10 protein-coding genes and 1 tRNA gene are annotated in these 14302 nt (G+C 60.8%); 2 read left to right on the top strand and 9 right to left on the bottom strand.

Translation table 11 applies throughout. From position 1 onward, the window contains the following. Window positions 1-64 precede the first annotated feature (64 nt). From gltB to ABEB22_RS05120, 5 genes are all read right to left on the bottom strand, one after another. Entirely contained in the window at window positions 65-4603 is a 4539-nt protein-coding gene (gltB, locus tag ABEB22_RS05140; protein WP_350936688.1) for a glutamate synthase large subunit, read from the bottom strand. A 94-nt stretch (window positions 4604-4697) separates the two neighbouring features. Beyond that, on the bottom strand, window positions 4698-5405 hold the full coding sequence (locus tag ABEB22_RS05135) for a hypothetical protein (RefSeq protein ID WP_406870977.1): 708 nt from the start codon (window positions 5403-5405) through the stop codon (window positions 4698-4700). Between the two features lie 73 nt (window positions 5406-5478). Further along, a complete protein-coding gene (locus ABEB22_RS05130) occupies window positions 5479-6912 on the bottom strand; it encodes an NAD(P)-dependent oxidoreductase (protein WP_339113945.1) in 1434 nt (477 codons plus the stop codon). 154 nt (window positions 6913-7066) lie between these two features. After that, window positions 7067-7867: an undecaprenyl-diphosphate phosphatase gene (locus ABEB22_RS05125; RefSeq protein WP_339113946.1), complete on the bottom strand. Its 801-nt coding sequence runs from the start codon at window positions 7865-7867 to the stop codon at window positions 7067-7069. 4 nt (window positions 7868-7871) lie between these two features. Next, window positions 7872-8855: a complex I NDUFA9 subunit family protein gene (locus ABEB22_RS05120; protein ID WP_350936684.1), complete on the bottom strand. Its 984-nt coding sequence runs from the start codon at window positions 8853-8855 to the stop codon at window positions 7872-7874. 182 nt (window positions 8856-9037) lie between these two features. On the opposite strand from ABEB22_RS05120, the gene ABEB22_RS05115 reads away from it, so the two are divergent. Together ABEB22_RS05115 and ABEB22_RS05110 are read left to right on the top strand one after the other, a co-directional pair. Next, window positions 9038-9122 (top strand) — tRNA-Leu (locus ABEB22_RS05115). A gap of 168 nt (window positions 9123-9290) precedes the next feature. Further along, complete coding sequence (locus ABEB22_RS05110; protein ID WP_406870976.1) at window positions 9291-11069, top strand: ABC transporter transmembrane domain-containing protein; 1779 nt, start codon at window positions 9291-9293, stop codon at window positions 11067-11069. Window positions 11070-11194: 125 nt separating this feature from the next. On the opposite strand, the gene ABEB22_RS05105 is transcribed toward ABEB22_RS05110, so the two are convergent. The 4 genes from ABEB22_RS05105 to ABEB22_RS05090 form a co-directional block, all read right to left on the bottom strand. Continuing rightward, complete coding sequence (locus ABEB22_RS05105) at window positions 11195-11323, bottom strand: hypothetical protein (protein ID WP_339113948.1); 129 nt, start codon at window positions 11321-11323, stop codon at window positions 11195-11197. A 230-nt stretch (window positions 11324-11553) separates the two neighbouring features. Beyond that, window positions 11554-11958 (bottom strand): 8-oxo-dGTP diphosphatase MutT, encoded by a 405-nt coding sequence (gene mutT, locus ABEB22_RS05100; protein ID WP_339113949.1) that lies wholly within the window; start codon window positions 11956-11958, stop codon window positions 11554-11556. Beyond that, entirely contained in the window at window positions 11955-13319 is a 1365-nt protein-coding gene (argJ, locus tag ABEB22_RS05095; RefSeq protein ID WP_406870975.1) for a bifunctional glutamate N-acetyltransferase/amino-acid acetyltransferase ArgJ, read from the bottom strand. Before argJ ends, mutT begins: the two co-directional genes overlap by 4 nt. A gap of 26 nt (window positions 13320-13345) precedes the next feature. Beyond that, entirely contained in the window at window positions 13346-14260 is a 915-nt protein-coding gene (locus ABEB22_RS05090) for a peptidylprolyl isomerase (RefSeq protein WP_350936679.1), read from the bottom strand. Window positions 14261-14302 lie beyond the last annotated feature (42 nt).

Raw genomic sequence — 14302 nt, 5'->3', positions numbered from 1 at the left:
GCCGCAGTTACCCACATGAAATTTTCATGGAAAAACGGGGCCGCTGGGGCCCCGTTCCATTATATTACTCTGCCGGAACCGCCTCGGGTTCATCCGAGAGCGGATAGGGCAGGGTCTGCAGCATCTCTTTCGGGCAGACCTGCAGGAAGTTGAGACGCTCGGTCTCCCAGTTCTGCAGGATGTCCGCGGCCTTGACCGAGCGGGTCTCCTCGTAATGACGCTCGATAAGGCCCTTCAGCTGGGCTTCCCAATGGCTATGGCCGATACCGCAGGTCACAAGCGATTCCGGATTGATCAGGTTTTCGGCCAGACCATCCGGATCGTAGAGATAGGCCATACCGCCCGTCATCCCCGCGCCGAAGTTCGCACCGATCGAGCCAAGGATCACCGCAACACCGCCAGTCATGTATTCACAACCATTGGTGCCACAGCCCTCGATCACGACCCGCGCACCGGAGTTACGCACGGCGAAACGCTCGCCCGCACGGCCTGCCGCGAACAGGTAGCCATCGGTTGCACCGTAAAGCACGGTATTGCCGATGATGGTGTTCTCGGAGGCTTTCAGCGGCGAGATCATCGGCGGACGCACCACGATGATACCGCCCGACAGACCCTTGCCGACATAGTCGTTCGCGTCGCCCGACACCTCGATCTTGAGGCCCGGAGCCGCGAAGGCGCCCAGCGACTGGCCGGCAGACCCCGTGAGCTTCACCGTCAGATGGTCGGGCTGGAGCGCGTTGCGCATCCCGAAGTTCTGCACGATGTGGCTCGAGGCGCGCGTCCCGATGGTGCGGTGCGTGTTGCGCACCGCATAGGAGAGCTGCATCTTCTCGCCTTCGTCGAAGAAGCGCGCACCGTCGCGGATGATTTCGGCATCCAGCGTATCGGGCACATAGTTGCGCGGCTTCGAGCGGTCATAGACGATCTTTTCCCAGCCATCCACGGTCAGCAGAAGCGGGTTGAGATCGAGATCATCCAGATGCGCCGACCCACGCGAGACCTGCGTCAGAAGGTCGGCACGACCGATCACCTCATCGAGCGACCGTGCGCCGATGGAGGCGAGGATCTCGCGGACTTCCTGTGCGTAGAAGGTGATCAGGTTGACGACCTTATCCGCCGTGCCGGTGAACTTCTTGCGCATCTCGGGGTCTTGGGTGCAGACGCCGACAGGGCAGGTGTTCGACTGGCACTGACGCACCATGATACAGCCCATCGCGATCAGGGCGGCGGTGCCGATACCGTATTCCTCGGCGCCCATCATGGCGGCCATGACGATGTCACGCCCCGTGCGCAGACCGCCATCGGTCCGCAGCGTGACGCGGCCACGCAGGTTGTTCATCGCCAGAACCTGATGCGCTTCGGTCAGACCCATCTCCCACGGCAGACCCGCGAATTTGATCGAGGTCGCCGGAGACGCGCCGGTGCCGCCATTATGACCGGACACGAGGATAACATCGGCCTTGGCCTTGGCCACGCCAGCGGCAATCGTGCCAACGCCCGAAGACGCCACCAGCTTCACCGTCACCTTGCAGCGCGGGTTGATCTGCTTGAGATCGTAGATCAGCTGCGCCAGATCCTCGATCGAGTAGATATCGTGGTGCGGCGGCGGCGATATCAGCGTGACACCCTTGGTCGAGTGACGCAGACGCGCGATCAGGTCGGTGACCTTCATGCCCGGAAGCTGGCCACCTTCACCCGGTTTCGCACCTTGGGCGACCTTGATCTCCAGCTCTTCGCAGTGGTTGAGATATTCGGCGGTCACACCGAAACGGCCCGAGGCCACCTGCTTGATCTTGGCGGACGGATTGTCGCCATTCGGCTCCGGCACGAAGTGGGCCGGATCCTCGCCGCCCTCACCGCTATCGGATTTCGCACCGATACGGTTCATCGCGACGTTCAGGAGTTTGTGCGCCTCGGGCGAGAGCGCCCCCAGCGACATGCCCGGCGTCACGAACCGCTTACGAATCGAGGTGATCGATTCCACTTCCTCGATCGGGACGGGCTTGCCCAGCGGCTTCACGTCCAGAAGGTCGCGGATATGGATCGGCGGGTTGGCCCGCATCATGGTGCTATACTGCTTCCACAGGTCATAGCTGGCGCGGTCACAGGCGGCTTGCAGCATATGCATACCCTGCGCACCCCATGCGTGGGTCTCGCCCGAACGGCGCGATTTGTAGAAGCCGCCGATCGGCAGAACGTCCTGACCACCCAGCCAGCCCAACTTGTGGACCTCTTCCAGCTTGTGCTGGATGCCGTGCAGACCGATGCCCGAGATGCGCGAATGCATGCCGGGGAAATACTCGGCCACCATGGCGCGCGACAGACCCACGGCCTCGAAGTTCAGACCACCGCGATAGGAGGAAATCACCGAAATCCCCATCTTCGCCATGATCTTCAGCAGGCCCGCATCCACCGCATCGCGGAACTTGCGCACGGCGTCGAGCAGGGTGCCTTCGATCAGGCCACGGTCAATACGGTCGGCCAGCGTATCCTCGGCCAGATAGGCGTTGACCGTGGTTGCCCCCGAGCCCACCAGAACCGCGAAGTAATGCGGGTCCATGCATTCTGCCGAACGGACATTGATCGAGCAGAACGTGCGCAGGCCCTTGCGGGTCAGCCAGCTATGCACGGCCGAAGTCGCGAGGATCATCGGCATCGCGATCTTGTCTTCGGACTGGTTCTCGTCGGTCAGAACGATGTGGCCGGCACCCGAGCGCACGGCATCTTCCGCCTCGTTGCGGATACGGGCCAGACCGTCACGCAGCGCTTCCTGATCCGCACCGGCAGGGAAGGTGCAGTCGATGATCGAGATATGCTCGCCGAAGATCTCCGCCATCTTGTTGAACTCTTCATTCGCGATGAAGGGCGTATCAAGAATGAGGATCTCGGTCTGGGCGCTATCTTCGTCCAGCACGTTCTTGAGGTTACCGAATCGCGTCTTGAGCGACATCACGCGGTTCTCGCGCAGCGAGTCGATCGGCGGGTTGGTCACCTGGCTGAAGTTCTGGCGGAAGAAATGGCTCAGGGGGCGGTATTTCTTGGACAGAACGGCAGGCGGCGTGTCATCGCCCATCGAGGCGATGGCTTCTTTGCCATCCTCGGCCATCGGGCTCAGGACCTGCTCGATATCTTCGACCGTGTAGCCTGCCGCCATCTGGCGCTTACGCAGCTCGGCGCCGGTATATTTTGCAGCCTCGGGCAGGTCGCGCATCAGCTCGGACAGGTCGGTGACCTTCTGGATCCAGTCACCGAAGGGGCGCGAGGCGGCCAGTTTGTCTTTCAGGTCGGTATCGTGGTAAAGCTTGCCCTCGGTCATATCGACGGCAATCATCTGCCCCGGACCAAGTGCGCCTTTTTCCACAACAGTGGCCTCGTCGGTCGGCACCATGCCGACTTCCGAACCGGCAATCAGCATGCCATCGCCGGTCACCACATAGCGCAGCGGGCGCAGTCCGTTCCGGTCCAGACCACCGCAGACCCAGCGGCCATCGGTCATCGCCAGCGCGGCAGGGCCGTCCCACGGCTCCATCACGGCGTTGCAATAGCCATACATGTCCTGCCATGCCTTGGGCATCTCGTCGGTCGCTTTCGACCAGGCTTCGGGCACCAGCATGGTTTTCACCATGGGCGCGATACGGCCCGAACGAACCATCAGCTCGAACACCGAATCCAGCGCACCCGAGTCGGACGACGCGGCGGGGATCACCGGCTTGATGTCTTCGGCCATATCGCCAAAGGTCGCCGAGGCCATGCGGATCTCGTGCGATTTCATCCAGTTGATGTTGCCCTTGATCGTGTTGATCTCGCCGTTATGCGCCAGCATACGGAAGGGCTGTGCCAGCCACCATTCGGGGAAGGTGTTGGTGGAATAGCGCTGGTGGTAAATCGCAAAGGACGACTCAAAGCGGTCATCCTTGAGGTCGGGATAGAATTCCGCAACCTGCTCGGCCAGCATCATGCCCTTGTAGATGATCGAACGCGTCGAGAGCGAGCAGATATAGAGGCCCTTCAGCTGGGCCGCGATGGCCGCTTTCTCGATCCGGCGGCGGATGATGTACAGCTCGCGCTCGAACTGCTCCTCGTCGATATCCTTCTCGTTGCGGATCAGGATCTGCTCGATCTCGGGGCGGGTGGCGTTGGCCTTGTCGCCCAGGCAGGAAGTGTCCACCGGAACGTGGCGCCAGCCATAGATATAATGGCCCATGCGCAGAACTTCGGATTCGACGATGGTCCGGCAGTGTTCCTGTGCGCCAAAGTCGGTGCGCGGCAGGAAGACCTGACCAACGGCGATACGCTTGTCCATATCCGGCTCGTGGCCGGTGCGGCGGATCTGGTCGTGGAAGAAGGGGGCAGGGATCTGCACATGGATACCCGCGCCGTCACCGGTCTTGCCGTCCGCATCCACGGCACCGCGGTGCCAGATGGCTTTTAGCGCGTCGATGCCGTTTTCCACGACGCGACGCGAGGCTTTCCCGTCGATCGAGACAACAAGCCCCACACCGCAGGACGATTTCTCGTCATCCGCCTTGTAGAGCGAGTTTTCCGACATCCATTTACGCTTGGCTTCCTCGTGGGCGACCCAGGCTTCATCATATTTGGTCATGTCTGCCTCCTTGGGAGAACGTAGTGCACCGGCGGTAAAGCGCGGCGAATTCAGGGATGGCTTGCGCCACGGGGTTCGTTTGGGGCTGCGCCGGTCAGTACAAATCTTCGGGGCGCAGCGCCGTCATCATCATGTCGCAGTCAAAGAGCGGCTTAGCCGCGCCGAAGTCCTCATCGCCCTTGCGGGAAAAGGTGACCGGCGCATCATTGGTCTCTATGTTGTCGCCTTGCGGGTTCTGGAAGCTCTCGCGCCCCGAGAAGAAGACGCGCAGATCGCGGTCGATATACTGGATGCCGGAGCGGCGGGCGATCACATTGCCCTCGCCGTCCTGCGTCTCCAGCGTGAAATCGGCGCGTTCCATACTCTTGCCGTCGATCGTCACCGTCTCGCCGGTCAGCCAGTCGCGGCCGATCTGGCGGCGGGTCTCGCCGAAATTGTTCCGCGTGACGAAGTCGTAATCATCCTCGCCCGTTTCCAGAAGCGCGCTGAAAGAAGCGTTGTCTTTCGATGCAGCTTCATCCAGCTCGGCGATTTCCCCGCTTTCGAGGCTGATCGAGCGGAGCCAGCGGGTCTCGTGATCGATCAGCGACAGGAAATATTCGCCCTCGCCATCGGCATAGGAGATCCAGCGATCGCCCTCGGCGTCCCCCGCGCAGTGATAGAGATTGGCGACCTGACAGCTATGCATCTGAACCGTCAGATCCAGCGTGCAGTTCTCAGGCACGGCGAACGTATCGTCCGCCGATTGGGCCTGAGCGCTGGCGCCGCTCATCAGAAGTGCAAAAACTGCCACCCATTTCATGGGTCCGGTCCTTTCCGTCTCTTCGCGCCGGTCCCTCTGGTTTGCTTTAAGGAACCGGCCTGCGTGGATAGGGTTACTCGGCGGCGACGGCCGTCACGCCATCGAGGTAGCGGATGATCTCGGCACCAGCCTCGCGGCCGTCACGGATCGCCCAGACCACCAGCGAGGCCCCGCGCACGATATCGCCTACTGCGTAAACGCCGGGGATATTGGTCGCATGGGTGCCGAACTCGGCCTTGACGGTCCCCCAACGGGTGACTTCCAGCTCTTTGGTGTCCCATTGGTCCTGCAGATCTTCCGGCTCGAAACCGAGGGCCTTGATGACCAGATCGGCTTTCTCCTCGTAGATCCCGCCCTCGATCGGCTCGGGCGACTGACGGCCCGACGCATCGGGCTGGCCCAGCTTCATCTTCTGGATGGTGATCGAGGAAACCGGATTACCGCTGAAGCCCTTGGGGGCGGCCAGCCAGACGAATTCCGCGCCTTCTTCCTCGGCGTTCTGCACCTCGCGCTGCGAGCCGGGCATATTCGCGCGGTCGCGGCGGTAGAGACATTTGACCGAGGTCGCGCCCTGACGGATGGCGGTGCGCACGCAGTCCATCGCGGTGTCGCCACCACCGATGACCACGACATTCTTACCGGCAGCGTTCAGCGTGCCATCCTCGAACTCGGCAACCTCATCGCCGAAGGAGAGCTTGTTCGAGCAGGTCAGATAGTCGATGGCGCGCACGATACCGGAGGCATCCGAACCCGGATCACGCAGATCGCGGGTCTTGTAGACGCCGGTTGCGATCAGGACCGCATCATGCTTGCCGCGGATCGCGTCAAAGGTGATGTCGGTGCCGACGTTGCAGTTCAGCACGAACTCGACGCCCGCTTCCTCGAGCTGGGTCACGCGGCGCATGACGATATCCTTCTCCAGCTTGAAGCCGGGGATACCGTAGGTCAGCAGCCCGCCTGCGCGGTCGTGACGGTCATAGACAGTGACCTTGCAGCCCGCACGGCGCAGCACATCCGCCGCCGCCAGGCCACCGGGGCCCGCGCCGATGATGCCAATGCTCTCTTCGCGCTCTTTCTTCGGTTTGATCGAGGGGACCCAACCGTTTTCGAAGGCGGTATCGGTGATGTATTTCTCGACCGAGCCGATGGTCACGGTGCCGTGGCCCGATTGCTCGATGACGCAATTGCCTTCGCACAGACGGTCCTGCGGGCAAATGCGGCCGCAGATTTCGGGGAAGGTATTGGTCGCCTGAGAAATCTGGTAGGCTTCCTCCAGACGGCCCTCCGCCGTCAGGCGCAGCCAGTCGGGAATGTTGTTATGCAGCGGGCAATGTGTATGGCAATAAGGCACACCACATTGCGAACAGCGCCCTGCCTGCTCGGCAGCTTTCTGTTCGGCATATTCCGCGTAGATTTCGTTGAAGTCCTGGGCGCGTTGCTTTGCATCGCGCTTCGCCGGCATTTCCTTTGCCGTCGAGACGAACTTCAGCATGCGTTGCTTGGCCATGGCTAGCGCCTCCCTAGCGTTTCTTTGGGACTTTGCTACACGCTCGGGAAAGGCATTAAAAGTAAGAGGTGCTGACCTAAATATAGCTTTTTTTCGGATTTACGCAGTTTCGTGAGAAAAATTGCTCCAAAATAGGTCAGCTATTAATACCTACCTAGCGGAGAAGCCCGAAATAGCCAAAGATCGCAAGGCCGACAAGGATGCGCCAATAGCCGAAAACCGCGTAGCCGTGACGGGAAATGAAGTCGAGCAGGTGGCGCACGACGATCACTGCCGAGATAAAGGCCATAACGAAGCCGATCACGATCAGCATCATGTCGTCAGCGTTCAGCACATCGTAGTTCTTGTAAAGGTCATAGGCGAAGGCACCTGCCATGGTGGGCATGGACAGGAAAAAGCTGAATTCGGCCGCCGCGCGTTTCGAGACACCCATCAACATGGCGCCGACGATGGTCGAACCCGACCGCGATGTGCCCGGGATCATTGCCAGACACTGGATGAAACCAATCGCAAGGGCCTTACCCAGCGGGATCTTCATGGCGTCATCATGTTTGGGATGCAGATCCATCTTGTCGATAACGATCAGGATAATCCCGCCCAGAACGAGTGTGGTGGCGATGATAAGCGGCGAATCGAAGAGCACGCGCTTGATGAAATCATGTGCCGCGATCCCGATAAATACAGCGGGCAGGAAGGCCAGCAGCACCGAGAAGATAAACCGTCTTGCCTGCGGATCATGCGGGGCGGAGGAGAACACCTCGTAGAGCTTCTTGGCATAGACGCCCAGAATCGCGAGGATTGCGCCCAGCTGGATCACCACTTCAAAGGCATGGCCGGTGGAGTGGAAGCCGAGCATCTCGCCCACGATCAGCACATGGCCGGTGGACGAGACGGGAAGGAACTCTGTGAGACCCTCTACAAATCCAAGTATCGCGGCGGAGAGGGTATCATTCATCAGATCAGGACCGTTTTAGATTTTTGGCAGAAGCTTGGATATCTTCATACTGCCCATGCGGGCGGAAGCGCCAGAGGTAACCCGGCATGATCGCTCCCATTGCCATAGGTGTGATGCCGAGTTGAGCAAAGCCCCGCGCATCTGCCGAAACGATGTTGTCTTTCTTGAGGTTTTTCACCTGATCTCGGGTCAGGAGCGTGTTGTTGAAGAGCCCGCCGGTCGCGCCCTGCAACCCATCGAAGACGCTGGCCATCAGCGAGGCTAGACCGAAGGGCATATTGAAGATCGCGCGCTTACGGTTGATGACGCCCAGCATGGTTTTCATCAGCTCGGTGAGGCTTGCCTGATCGGGGCCGCCCAGCTCGAACGTGCCCTTGGCCTTGCCCTCGACGCCCATGACAGCGGCGGCGGCCACATCATCCACCCAGACCGGCTGGAATTTCGAGCCCCCACCGGTGATCGGCAGGACCGGAGTGAAGCGGCTCATCGCGGCAAATTTGTTGAAGAACCCGTCTTCGGTGCCAAACAGGACCGAGGGGCGCAGGATCATCGCATCGGGGAAGTGCTGCAGTACTCCCGCCTCACCCTTGGCCTTGGAGCGCGCATAGGCGCTGGCCGAATTGGCATCGGCACCGATGGCCGATAGATGGACCATGGTCTTCACGCCCAGCTCGGCGGCGATGCGGGCGATTCGCTCCGCGCCATCGGCCTGCACGGCGTCGAAACCGTTCTTGCCGGCGACATTCAGGATACCCACGCAGTTCACAACCGCATCCGCCCCCATCATGGCCATGCGCACAGAGGCGTCATCACGGATATTGCAGAACACGGGCTCGACCTGACCGACCGCGCCATAGGGTTTGGTGAAAAGCGCCTCGTTCGGGCGGCGAACGGCGATCCGGATGCGCCAGCCATCCTTCGCAAGCCGGCGGGCGATATAACGCCCCACAAAACCGGAACCACCATAGATCGTGACAAGTTTCGACATCGGCTGGGCCTCCCCCTTGCAGATTTTCCCTTCCTGATTACCGATTTACACCCCTCCGGACAAGAGGCCAGCGGCAATGCAAATTTTCTACGACAAAAATGAAAATTTCCTATTGACGGTTTCGGGCGCTCCCCGTAGAAGGCCCTCACACCAGCTGAGCTGCCTCGCAGCAAGGTCGGAACGCCCAGATGGCGGAATTGGTAGACGCGCACGGTTCAGGTCCGTGTGCCGCAAGGCGTGGAGGTTCGAGTCCTCTTCTGGGCACCAATTTCAAAAAGCCGCGGATCGCAAGATCTGCGGCTTTTGACTTTTGGGCCGCCCGAACGTTCCCCTTCGGCTTCACAGTCCCGCAACCTTCCCCCCGAATTGTTATTCGAGCCTTGTCTGCAAGGGGTTCCCTGCCTAAACCGCGGGTAAACCGCAGGAGGCCTTTTAGTGCGAAGATCCAAGACGAGTACCGAAGATCGCCCGACCACCAAGAAGATCGGTGCGCTGAAAGGCCTCTGGCCATTCCTGCGACCCTATCGCGGCCTTGCGCTGTGTGCGCTCCTCGCGCTGGTGCTGACCGCCTCCGTTTCGCTGATCCTGCCGATTGCGGTCCGCCGCGTGGTGGACGGGTTCAATAGCGGTGCGGCGCTTCTTGACCAGTATTTCGGTGCGGCGCTGGTAATCACGGCGCTTCTCGCGATAGGGACGGGCGCGCGCTATTATCTTGTAACGCGCTTCGGTGAACGGGTCGTGGCCGATATCCGCATGGCGGTGTTCGATCGTGTGATTTCCATGTCGCCCGCCTTCTACGAGCGAATCCTCACTGGCGAGATCATCTCGCGTATCACGACCGATACCACGCTGATCCTGTCGGTGATCGGATCCTCCGTCTCGGTGGCACTGCGCAATTTCATGATCTTTGCAGGCGGGATGGTGATGCTGCTGGTGACCTCGGCCAAGCTCACGGGGCTGGTGCTGCTGATCGTGCCGGCGGTGATCGTGCCGATCGTGGTTCTGGGGCGCCGTCTGCGCGGCCTCTCGCGCGAGAATCAGGACTGGATCGCCAGTTCCTCCGGTTCGGCCTCCGAGGCGCTCCTGTCGGCGCAGACCATCCAGGCCTTTACCCATGAGGTCCGCACCCGCCTGCGCTTCCGCGATGTGACGGAAAAGAGCTACAGCGCCGCCAATCGCCGGATCCGCACGCGCTCGCTGATGACGATGATTGTCATCTTCCTGATCTTTTCTGGTGTGGTGGGTGTGCTGTGGATCGGCGCGCGGGATGTGCGCAATGAGCTGATGTCGGTGGGCGAGCTGGTGCAGTTCGTTATCTATGCGGTGATGGTCGCGGGCTCTGTCGGCGCTCTGTCGGAGATCTGGAGCGAGCTGCAGCGTGCGGCAGGGGCGACCGAGCGTCTGATCGAGCTGTTGCAGACCAAGGACACGCTCGAGGATCCGGCCCAGCCGATGGCTCTGCCGCGTCCGGCGAAGGGGGCGATCAGCTTCACCGATGTCAGCTTCCATTACCCCTCGCGCCCCGACACTTCGGCATTGGATCATGTGACACTCGATATCGCCGCCGGTGAAACCGTGGCGCTTGTCGGGCCTTCGGGCGCAGGCAAGACCACGATCATCCAGCTGATCCAGCGATTCTGGGACCCGGAGACGGGGCGCGTCAGCATCGACGGGATCGATCTGCGCCAGATGGCCCGGCCCGATTTCCGTCAGGCGATTGCGCTGGTCCCTCAGGATCCGGTGATCTTTGCCGCCTCTGCCCGCGAGAATATCCGCTTCGGTCGCCCTGATGCCTCCGATGCTGAGGTGGAGGCCGCCGCCGAGGCGGCCCACGCGCTCGATTTCCTGCAGGCTTTGCCCGAGGGGCTCGATACCTATGTGGGCGAACGCGGTGTGATGCTGTCGGGCGGACAGAAACAGCGGGTGGCCATTGCGCGTGCCATGTTGCGTGATGCGCCGATCCTGCTGCTCGACGAGGCGACCTCGGCGCTTGATGCTTCCTCCGAGTGTGCGGTGCAGTCCGCGGTCGAGAAGCTCTCGCAGGACCGCACCACCATTATTATCGCGCACCGCCTGGCGACGGTGAAGAAGGCCGACCGGATTGTGGTCTTCGATCAGGGCCGGATCGTGGCACAGGGCACCCATGAGAGCCTCGTGGCCGAAGGCGGGCTCTATGCCGAGCTCGCGCGTCTGCAATTCACCGAAGGGGAGTGAGCCTCCCGTCCCTTACGCATAAAAAAAGAGGCCCCGTGGGGCCTCTTTTTCTTACCTTCTGACCTTTCAAGGCATCGACCGGACCGGCACGCCCTCCCCTGCGCGCCGTGGGACGCCTCTGGCGATCAGCGGGTAACCGGACGTCCGGTATAGAGTTCCTCACCAACGCGGACGGTGATTTTGCCGTCTGCAAGTTTGCTGTGGTAGATGCCCTGGATCGAAACCGAGCTGCCAACGGTGATAGTGCGAAGCATAGGGACCTCCCTTACAAGGTGCTACGGATCCTGATTAATCCGATATCTTTATAAAACAGGATTGTCATAAAATTGCAAAGAAAAAAGGCGCGGATGGGTGAATTATTTCTTAATCGTGGGCAGTTTTGAAACTTTGTCGACAATCGCGCGGCGAAACTGCCTATATTGCCGCCATTGAATGTGAAAGGCGCCCAATTAGGGCGCCCAAAACACGAATCAAGAAGTTTTTCCTACAGCCAGTCCCGCAGCATCGGGATCAGCGGAATGTCGGCGGGCGGCATCGGATAGGTGGTCAGATCCTTGGCCTGTGCCCATTCCAGCGTCTGTCCCTCGCGCGGGGAGGGGATGCCCTCCCATTTGCGGCAGGCAAAGAGCGGCATCAGCAGATGGAAGTCGTCATAGCTGTGGCTGGCGAATGTCAGTGGTGCAAGGCAGCTCGCCCACGTATCGATGCCAAGCTCTTCCTTCAGCTCGCGGATCAGGCAGGCTTCGGGCGTCTCGCCCGGCTCGACCTTGCCCCCCGGAAACTCCCACAGACCCGCCATCGACTTGCCTTCGGGGCGCTGTGCCAGAAGCACGCGCCCGTCGGCATCGATCAGGGCGACGGCCGAGACGAGGATGATCTTCTTCGTCACGAACGGTAATCCGCGTTGATGTCGATATAACGGTGGGTCAGATCACAGGTCCAGACGGTCTTCGACGCCTCGCCCAGACCCAGATCTACGCCGATCACCAGCTCTGACTGTTTCATATAGGCCGATGTTTCCTCTTCGGAATATTCGGGATTGCGCCAGCCCTTTTCGGCCACCACGATATCGCCGAAGCGGATGGTCAGCAGGTCGCGCTCGGCATAGGCGCCGGATTTACCGACAGCCGCCACGATCCGGCCCCAGTTGGCATCCTCGCCCGCAATCGCGGTTTTCACCAGCGGCGAGTTGGCGATGGACATGGCGATGGTATGGGCATCGGCGGGGGTCTGTGCGCCGGTTACCTGCACTTCGACGAATTTGGTGGCGCCCTCGCCATCCATCACAACCTGTTTGGCCAGATCGGTCATCACGGCGCGCAGAGCTTTCTCGAAGGCGATCGAGGCGTCGGTGCCCTCGATCAGTTCGGCTGCAGGCGATTTGCCGGTCGCGGCAAGGATCAGCGCATCCGAGGTCGAGGTGTCGCTATCGACAGTGATCGCGTTGAACGTATCATCCACCTGCCACGACAGCAGTTTTTGCAGCAGCGCGGGGGCGATGGTCGCATCGGTGAAGATATAGACCAGCATCGTCGCCATATTCGGCGCGATCATCCCCGAGCCCTTGGCGATACCGGCGATCTTGATCTCGCCGCCTTCGCCCGCGATGGTCGCGCATGCGCCTTTGGGGAAGGTGTCGGTGGTCATGATGGCGCGGGCCGCGTCGGAGATCGAGGCGGGGCTGAGTTTGGCCTTCAGCTCGCCCAGAACATTGGTGATCCGGTCATGCGGCAGCGGCTCGCCGATCACACCCGTCGAGGAGGTGAACACGCGCGAGGCGGGAAGATCCAGCGTCTCGGCCACTTTGCCCGAGATCGCATCGACCGAGGCCTGACCATTGGCGCCGGTAAAGGCGTTGGCATTGCCCGAGTTCACCAGAATGGCCGCACCCTGATCGGAAGCCGGAGTGCCCGCAAGCTTGGCCTGATTGTCCAGCACACAGGCCGCACGGGTCGAGGATTTGGTGAACACACCCGCAATCGCGGAACCCGGGCAAATCTCGGCCAGCATCACATCGGTGCGGCCTGCATATTTGACGCCCGCTGCGGCAGATGCGAAGCGGACGCCCTCGATTTCGGGCAGGTCGGGGAAGGATGCCGGTGCAAAGGGCGAAATCAGCGAGACCTTCGCCGGAGCGATTTCGGCCTCGACCGCGCTGGCCTTCAGCTTCTTCTTGAGCTTCGTGACCTTGCTTTCAAGCTTGTCCACGCGCTTTGCGTAGCGCTTGATCGTCTTTTTCTTACCAGGCATATGCCATCCCCTTCCAGGTTTCGGCCTTATTGACCGAACAACTTATCGTTCTTCAGGATAGCAGGATCAATATCGTCGTCCATCCGCTTCACATCTGCGGCATCAACCGTGTCTTTCACGCGGCTCTCGACAGCTTTCTGGCGCAGATCGCCTTCAAGTTCGTCGCGGACATCTGCAAGTTTCGGCGCATCGGCGATACGCGATCCCTCACGTTTGATGATGTGCCAGCCATATTGCGTCTGGACGGGATCGGAGATCTGTCCATCCTTCATATCGGCCACGGCCGCGCCGAAGGGTTCGACCATCTGGTCGAGAGAGAACCATCCCAGATCGCCGCCATTGGCCGCCGCACCATCTTGGCTATTGGCTTTGGCGAGTTCGGCGAAGTCGGCACCGTCATCGAGCTGCTTCTTCAGCTCTTCGGCCTTTTCCTTGGTCGGCACGATGATATGGGCCGCGTGATATTCCGTCACCGGATCGGCGGCCTTGTATTTGGCATCATAGGCCTTTTGCACGGCATCGTCGGAAACGGCACGATTTGCACTATATTCCAGCATGGAACCCGCCAGATAGGCGCGGCGCTGCACTTCCAGTGCCACATCATCACGCTTGGTCTTGCGGCCTTCGCCCAGCTCGGAAAGCGCGGTCTGCTGCACCAGTTGATCAAGGATCCCCTTGAACAGCGTCGCATCATCCATCTGCAGATATTGCGCGGGCAGGCTGTCGCGGACGATCTGCATCTGGCCCACGGTAATGTCCTTGCCATTCACGGTGGCGACCACCGTATCGGCGTTCACATCCTTGCGGTAATCTTTCTTGGCAGGCGTGGAGGCTGCTGTATCGGCCGCCGGCGCTGAGGGCGTGCTGTCTTGCGCATACGCACCGGCAGCCATCATCGCGACCACTGCAGCGGTTCCCAAAAGTTTCGTCAGTTTCGGCATCTTGGCCACTCCTTCATTGCCGCGTTTGTCCGCGGCGTTGAC

This window comes from Thioclava sp. 'Guangxiensis', assembly GCF_045348365.1.
Taxonomy (GTDB): domain Bacteria; phylum Pseudomonadota; class Alphaproteobacteria; order Rhodobacterales; family Rhodobacteraceae; genus Thioclava; species Thioclava kandeliae.
This window is presented reverse-complemented; position numbering and strand designations above follow the sequence as displayed.

Excerpts from the sequence above, each read along its gene's own strand:
- gltB (WP_350936688.1), bottom strand. The coding sequence starts at position 4,603 with ATGACCAAATATGATGAAGCCTGGGTCGCCCACGAGGAAGCCAAGCGT.
- ABEB22_RS05135 (WP_406870977.1), bottom strand. The coding sequence starts at position 5,405 with ATGAAATGGGTGGCAGTTTTTGCACTTCTGATGAGCGGCGCCAGCGCT.
- ABEB22_RS05130 (WP_339113945.1), bottom strand. The coding sequence starts at position 6,912 with ATGGCCAAGCAACGCATGCTGAAGTTCGTCTCGACGGCAAAGGAAATG.
- ABEB22_RS05125 (WP_339113946.1), bottom strand. The coding sequence starts at position 7,867 with ATGAATGATACCCTCTCCGCCGCGATACTTGGATTTGTAGAGGGTCTC.
- ABEB22_RS05120 (WP_350936684.1), bottom strand. The coding sequence starts at position 8,855 with ATGTCGAAACTTGTCACGATCTATGGTGGTTCCGGTTTTGTGGGGCGT.
- ABEB22_RS05105 (WP_339113948.1), bottom strand. The coding sequence starts at position 11,323 with ATGCTTCGCACTATCACCGTTGGCAGCTCGGTTTCGATCCAGGGCATC.
- argJ (WP_406870975.1), bottom strand. The coding sequence starts at position 13,319 with ATGCCTGGTAAGAAAAAGACGATCAAGCGCTACGCAAAGCGCGTGGAC.
- ABEB22_RS05090 (WP_350936679.1), bottom strand. The coding sequence starts at position 14,260 with ATGCCGAAACTGACGAAACTTTTGGGAACCGCTGCAGTGGTCGCGATG.